The sequence below is a fragment of the Blautia sp. AF19-10LB genome (assembly GCF_003461245.1).
GTDB lineage: Bacteria > Bacillota > Clostridia > Lachnospirales > Lachnospiraceae > Blautia_A > Blautia_A intestinihominis.
In genome coordinates, this window is the sequence record NZ_QTWS01000070.1 from 1 (window position 1) to 7,094 (window position 7,094).

Below are 7,094 nucleotides of genomic sequence, written 5' to 3' on the forward strand. Positions count from 1 at the left end.
TTTTCTCAACCTTCTTTCTCGGAATTCCCTATATTTGAATTATACAAGAAGCTCCTCTTCCAAATTTTGAACAATAGTTACTGAAGGGATGTCCAGTAAAGAAAAAGGATAATGATCACTATTCATGGCCATCACCACGCTAAATCTGTCATTAACTTGAAATAATTTAGAAAGGGCATTGCCATTTAACTCTGCCAACTTTTGCATTGCATCATCGGATTCGTAATCAATATCGCTATTTCGTTTATCTCCATTAACCATAATCCAATATCCCAAATCACTTTTTTCGGCTACTGTATCGACATTTATAACACCAATAATATTATCTTTCTCATCTTCTGATAATTGCCCAGCATACCATCTTGACCCTAACATATATTTTTCTTCTCCTGAAAACATAATAAATTCAATATTATATGGCATGTCTATATTTTTCAATATTTGTGCAATTTCTAATACAATAGCAACTCCTGATCCATTATCATTTGCACCTAAAGATGTTGGCGAACTATCATAGTGAGCACTAATTATCAATTTTTTTTGTGTATTCTGATTACTGTCTTTTTTTATAATAACATTTTCCCCTGCTCCATCACTTGTGTTATCTTCTGATGTAGGTGCCAAAAATATATCAATTTGCGATGAATGTCTTATTGCATTTTCATTTTTTTCATCGTTGTACTCAAATTTTTGATATTCAATGTTATCGTAACCTATTTTATTAAATTCAGAGACAATACATTTTTTTACCTGGTCAATTTCTTTTGAATTTATTGGGTGTGGTGAAAATGTAATTTCTTCAATAACTTCCCGCATATAATCTTTATCTATTTGAATCTCACTTTCTTTTTGGACATTCTCATTTGTTTCGCCTTTTACCTCAAATATACAAAAATTCATACTAATAGCTATATTTACCAATACTACTAATACTCTCAGTCTTTTTCTCATTAATTTACCACCTAACTTTCACAGGGGAAGGAGTACTCTCCTTCCCCTGTGGATTATAACTTATGCTGAATATCTGACATAAAGCGAACAAACCCATCCGCCAATTGCAGTACATTTATACCAGTCAACTCCCGATGAATCATACTGTGCATATGTAATCCATAAACGCTGATTACGTTTGACTGTTCCAACCACTGAATACCCTGTTCCCGGACCTGAACGAACGTTTAGTACATCAGTATCAACCCATACATACTGAGCCACATGTGGTGCTACATTTTCATCAGATTCTTGAGCACTGTATGGAATTTCATTATCTGCAAAAACATTTGTTCATGGCATTGCCATCAATGCAGTTGCCAGTAATACACTCATCAATTTTTTCATTCTCTTCATGCGAGCCTCCTTTTATGTTTTATCTTTTCTGTAAACTACTGCAATAGTCTGTACCTATAGACTATCATAATAGTCTAAAAATGTCAAATGTTTTTACTATCAAATCAAACATTTATACTACGGAATTTTCAAATATAATTTATAAAATCAATTTGCTTTCAAGTCATAAAATATAATCTTATGTATTCTGCTAAAAACTAAAAATATCCCATTTGGAACTCCAAACAGGATATTATTCTAAATATAGATTGTAAAAATACTTTTCTACAATTTCAAAATCAAAATATAATTATTCGCATTTCGGAAATACAACTGTCAGGAGCATTTTGAATCTTTCTACTGCGTAAACTGCATGCGGGATTGTTGCCGGCATAACCAATGCTTCCCCTGCTTTGCAGATATGCTTTACTCCTCCAACGGTGAATTCTCCAACTCCGTCTAAGACAGTAACCATAGCATCTCCTATGGAATCGTGAGTTCCAATCTCTTCGCCTTTTTCAAAAGCAAACAGTGTCACGCTTACAGCATCATTCTGCGCCAGTGTCTTGCTGATTACCTGGCCTGGCATGTATTCTACTTCACCTGCCAGATCAACAACTTTTTCATGTTCAATGTTTTTAATGTACGGCATAATGTTATCTCCTTTTATTATCATTGTTTTTTGAGCCTGCCGGAAAATAAGCAGGCTCTGTTTTTTTATCCGTTCCTTTTATTTTTCCCCGCAGTAGTACAGGAAGGAACGCAGCCTTTCCCATCCGGATTCATCGAAATCCCCGTCCAGTGACAGGTCATATACCGGAACTTTACAGTTATCATGAAGACCGCGCATGTTTAATACCATGGAAGTATTCTCATAACGAGGTGCCATGTGGATCATGGCATTACATCTTCCGGCAAGCAGGAGCATCTTCGCATAACGGTATCTTCCGTTTGCACCGGAGAAATCAGACAGATACTTGTCTGCCACTCCAAAAAGCTCTTCCGGCTCTTCTGCAAAGCTGCTGCGGTCATTCAGTGTCTCTCCGATCTCCATCATCCTCTTTCTCCAGGATGACAGAAGGTCTTTTGCCTTTCCATTGCTTCCGCAGTCTTTCCAGAGGAACCATATCATCTCGGAAAGCGGTGCACGGTGGAAAGTCTCTGCTTCGTATTCCAGTTTTTCCAGGATTCCTTCATCCAGGGAAAAAATGCTCATCGGAGTTCCGACGACACCAAGGGTACGTCCAACGACCGGGACTTTTCCGATCTCTCCAGCCAGTTCCATAAGTGCATCCCAGTCAGAAAGCGGACGGTAGAACTGGTCATCTCTGGATTCTGCCGGTGCACTATAGAGGATATCTCCTGCCACAAGAGCCCGCATCAGAAGATCAGGATCATCTGCTTCCACCGGAAGCCGCTCCAGCATCGGTGCAATGACATCTACATCCCCATAGCCTTTGCGGTCAAGAACAGTACGGATCGCACGTGCATACTGTCCGTCTGCGTCAGCCCCTTCATTGAACGGGATCAGGAACTGGATATTTTTACGGTTTTCGCCCTCACGCTCGATTGCTTCCAGAATACCGCCGAGTAATACGGAAAACGGCAGATATTCTTTGGAATTTGTCTCTGCACGCCCTTTCATCAGAAGTTCCCTGGAGAACTCATTAAGATAACCAACCTTATAACCGCATTTTTCAAAATAAGCAGATAAGAACCATCGGTAGATCCCAAGATCCGGCAGATACAGTTTTTTATTCTTATCCGGTTTGGATTTGATGTTGGTCTTTTTCATCTTCACATCAAGGATGTTAAAATTCTTCGGAAGTTCTACCGGCGGTCTGTGGGAGATACTGTTTAAGAACGCCTCGATCCTTGTGATGATACCGACTGCGGAATACTGCTCATCCACCTCGATCTGCAGATACGGCTTGTCCCCCATCTCCTCACGGAACATGTGATTGACAAGGGTATCCGGACCGCATCCGTGGTTGGTAAGATATACCGCATACAGGTTTGGATGGTTGGCAATCAGCTTCGCGCCTGCAAGCAGATGGTCCCCAAACGGCCAGTACATGTTCGGGTAATCCCCGGATATATCCAGACTCATTCCCGGAATGTATCCCAGCGTCATGACTTTGTAGCCTTTTGAAAGCAGGATGTTCGGGATTCCCATATTTAAAACCGGATCTGCATAACCATAATTTCTTGTGATGATGACCAGAACCTTTTCATCCGGTTTCAGATTTGCCATGATCTCCGCACCAAGTTTTTCCGTATCTTCCATGTTCCTCTGGACTGCAATACCACCCTTGATCATTGCCTTTAAGCAGCGCGGCTTTGAAAATCCAAGGCTCTGGCCGACACCGATCATTGCTTTCGCCATTTCTTTTACGCCAAGGTCCAGATCAAATACCGGACTGATCAGCTCAATGCCCTGGTCTTTCAGGTGAAGGGAATCATAGATAGATTTGGCTGCAGTCTGCATGTACGGGCAGGCATAGCTGTGTGCCGCATGTGCATGCGGATGGTGGATCGTATGGATATTTGGGAGAAAAATATAATCCACCTTCTGCTGTGCCAGCTGTATCATATGACCATAAACCAGCTTGACCGGGTAACAGGTCTCGCCCTGTGCATACTGCTGGGAGAACTGTATAGTCTCCTCATTGGACACATGGGACATTACCACATTGTAGCCGAGATCTTTGAAAAACTCATTCGCAAGGGTAAAGAATTTGAACATGACAAGGACCATCGGGATACCGATCGTTTTCTTGTTCGGGTTGATCGTTGCATCATAGCCACGCATGGAAAACTGTCCCGCCATCTTGTAAAGTTCTTTATTTTTGCGGATTTCTTCCGTCATATCCTGCTTTTTGACTTCTTTGGATGGAAAATCAAAACCAAGGAAAGTACTTTCTTTCTCAGGTTTTCCACTTTCCCCGACTTTTATGCCGACGGATTCATATGCCAACAGGGACGCGCCATAAGCACCGCTAATGGAAAATACCGGGGAGACAGTCACTTTATCTCCATAAGCACTTTGGAATGCAGCCACGATTCCCGGGTTATAGTCTACGCCGCCCTGAAGGACAATGTGATCCCCGACTTTTTTCGTTCCCACAACTTTGTGCAGATAGTTACGCACAATTGCATGACAAAGCCCTGCAGCAATGTCTGCCTGACTTGCTCCTGCGGATTCTGCCGATGCGATGGCAGTCTCGATAAAGACCGTACAGCGTTCACCAAGCTCCGAAGGATTCTTAGATGCCAGGGCAAGCGGTCCGAATTCACTGATCGGGATTCCCATACGTGCCGCCTGCTCTTCCACAAAAGAGCCAGTTCCTGCCGCACAGATCTTATTCATCTGAAAATCTGCCACTTCGCCGTCTTTCAGTGAGATAAATTTGGAATCCTGTCCGCCGATCTCAAAGACGGTGTCTGCCTGTGGGTTCCAATGGACAGCCGCTTTCGCCTGTGCCGTGATCTCATCCCGGATCGCATCTGCCCCCATCATCCTTCCAATACGTTCACGTCCGGAACCGGTGATGCCGACAGCCGTAAATTTCACTTCCCCGAAGCGTTCCCGGATGCTTGCAAGTCCTTTCCTTACCACACCTTCCGGATTTCCGGCAGTGCGGAGATACTGGAAATCAATGATGTTTCCCTGCCTGTCTGTGAGGACAAGGTCTGTACTTGTGGAACCGATATCAATGCCAAGTGCACAGCCGTCCTCCGGGATCACGCCGGTCACTTCCGGCTCATCGAGACAGGTACCTTCCGCAAGAACAAGTTTCGGAAGAAGGGATTTCTGCATCTGTTTTCTTTCTTCGGCACGCAGCAGGACTTCGCAGAGTTCCCCACAGCTAAAAAGCATCTGCTCTCGGTATTTCACATCTGTTTCCGCTTTTTCAAGATTGCATTTTCCATCCGCTTCAAGACGCCCGGCTGCATGAATGGCAGCTCCTACTGCGCCCGAATACAGGGCATCATGTGGAACTTCCAGTTCCCCCTGTTCCAGTTTAAAAACTTCCCGGATGGCACGTTCCATTCCGGCATTCTGGGTAACACCGCCACAGAACACGACCGGTTTCTTCACCGGAAGGTTTTTTACGATCGTTGCCTTATAGTTTCTGACCAGTGCATAGCAGAGTCCCAGCAGGATGTCCGGTGTACTGACCCCTTCCTGCTGGCGGTGGATAATATCTGTTTTTGCAAATACGGCACAGCGGCCGGACAGACGCGGCACGCTCTGCGCCTGCTCGACCAGTAAAGAATAATCCTCAATCTTCAATCCCAGGCGGGACATCTGGTCTTCAAAAAAAGAGCCCGTTCCCCCGGCACAGTGCTCGTTGACCGCAAACTCCGGTGCTTGTTTTTCAAGGTTTGTGATAAAACGGGCTCCCTGGCTTCCGATCTCGATGATGCTTCCTGCCTCCGGCACCTGATAACGGACGCCTTCCGCAACCGCCGGGATATAGCCAAGATACGGGATCTCATCCTCTGCCCCAAGGACTGCCTGTGCATTGCTTCCGGTCACGCACATTGCCATCCGCTCCTTTGGGGCACATGCCTCTTCCAGCATTTCTTTTAATACTGGAAGGACCTTGCCATAATGCTTCCGGATATTTTTATATTTGATAACCTGATCTTCCAAAACCGCCACTTTGATCGTGGAGGTCCCGATATCCATTCCTAAACGTTTCATTTCTGTATGCTCCTTATTCCTGCCTCCGGCCTGAGTGCAAAAAATTCCGGTTGCAGGATCTGTACTTTATTTTCTTCTTTCCGGATCAGTCCTTTTCTTTCCATATCGTTCAACTCTTTGGAAAGTGCTTCCGGAGATACACGGAGGTACTGTGCGGTTTCTTTCTGCATGGAAAACATGGTCTTTGTCCCGTCTTTTTCCGTCGGAAGGCTGTTTAAATATTTGACGATCTTTTCCCGGACAGTATTCTCCGAAGTCATATCCAGTTTTACAGCGACTTTTTCCAGTTTACCGGATATCTCAAAGACCATGTTCCAGGCGATCTTTGCCTTCATCTCTGCTTCCTGCATGGTCTTTGGCTTTTCCATCAGTTTTTCCCTGGAAAGGAACAAGATCCTCGAATCTTCTGCCGCAATCACCTTGACCGGACTGCAGGCATTGCTTAACGGGAGCATTTCCCCGAAACACCTGCCCGGACCGAATTTTGCCACCAAGGATTCTACCTGTTTCAGACTTTCGGTATAAGCTGCGACCATGCCGTTTAAAACGACCGCAAACTCTGTGCAGGTATCCCCGATGTTCCAGATCAGCTTTCCACGTTCAAATTCCTGAATGCGCCCATCCAGGATCGAACCCATTCTTTCCCATTCGCTTTCTGGAATTCCGTCCAGAAGCTTCAGGTTCGTCTCTGCCATATGCTGCATCATATAGGTCCTTGCAGACATTTCTCCCGCTCCCATGAGCATCTGTTTTAGCACGGAGGAGATCACCCCGTCCGGTTCTTCTCCCATTTCTTCAGCCATTTCCTGTGCAGACGGGATAGCAGCTTTCATTTCATCCGTCAGTTCCTGGCAGTCTTCCAGATGGATCACCTTTGCCCCCAGAAGGGCAGCATCCTCAATGCCGTGTGTTGCCACCAGAAGGATCCGGTTTCTGCGATTCTTTAAGATATAAGAAATGACTTCCTGTTTTGTCGCCATATCAAGGCCGGTGAAAGGTATAATGGTATCGTAATTTAAGACACTTCAAGAGACATTTCTTAATGAATCTGATATAC

Annotated in this window: 5 protein-coding genes; all 5 read right to left on the minus strand. The window is 44.6% G+C overall.

The window, feature by feature from the left end:
- Window positions 1-39: 39 nt before the first annotated feature.
- Window positions 40-951, minus strand: coding sequence for a M20/M25/M40 family metallo-hydrolase (locus tag DWX28_RS18770; protein ID WP_243002503.1), 912 nt, complete (start codon window positions 949-951; stop codon window positions 40-42).
- 60 nt (window positions 952-1,011) lie between these two features.
- The gene (locus DWX28_RS20870) at window positions 1,012-1,215 is read right to left on the minus strand and encodes an SH3 domain-containing protein (RefSeq protein ID WP_158565348.1); all 204 of its coding nucleotides are present in this window, start codon (window positions 1,213-1,215) and stop codon (window positions 1,012-1,014) included.
- A gap of 421 nt (window positions 1,216-1,636) precedes the next feature.
- A complete protein-coding gene (locus tag DWX28_RS18780; protein WP_118254667.1) occupies window positions 1,637-1,978 on the minus strand; it encodes a cupin domain-containing protein in 342 nt (113 codons plus the stop codon).
- A gap of 78 nt (window positions 1,979-2,056) precedes the next feature.
- Window positions 2,057-6,037 carry an acyl-CoA dehydratase activase gene (locus DWX28_RS18785; protein ID WP_118254669.1) on the minus strand — a complete coding sequence of 1,327 codons (3,981 nt, stop codon included), beginning with the start codon at window positions 6,035-6,037 and terminating at the stop codon, window positions 2,057-2,059.
- A complete protein-coding gene (locus tag DWX28_RS18790; RefSeq protein WP_118254671.1) occupies window positions 6,034-7,017 on the minus strand; it encodes a Crp/Fnr family transcriptional regulator in 984 nt (327 codons plus the stop codon). Before DWX28_RS18790 ends, DWX28_RS18785 begins: the two co-directional genes overlap by 4 nt.
- Between the last annotated feature and the right edge of the window lie 77 nt (window positions 7,018-7,094).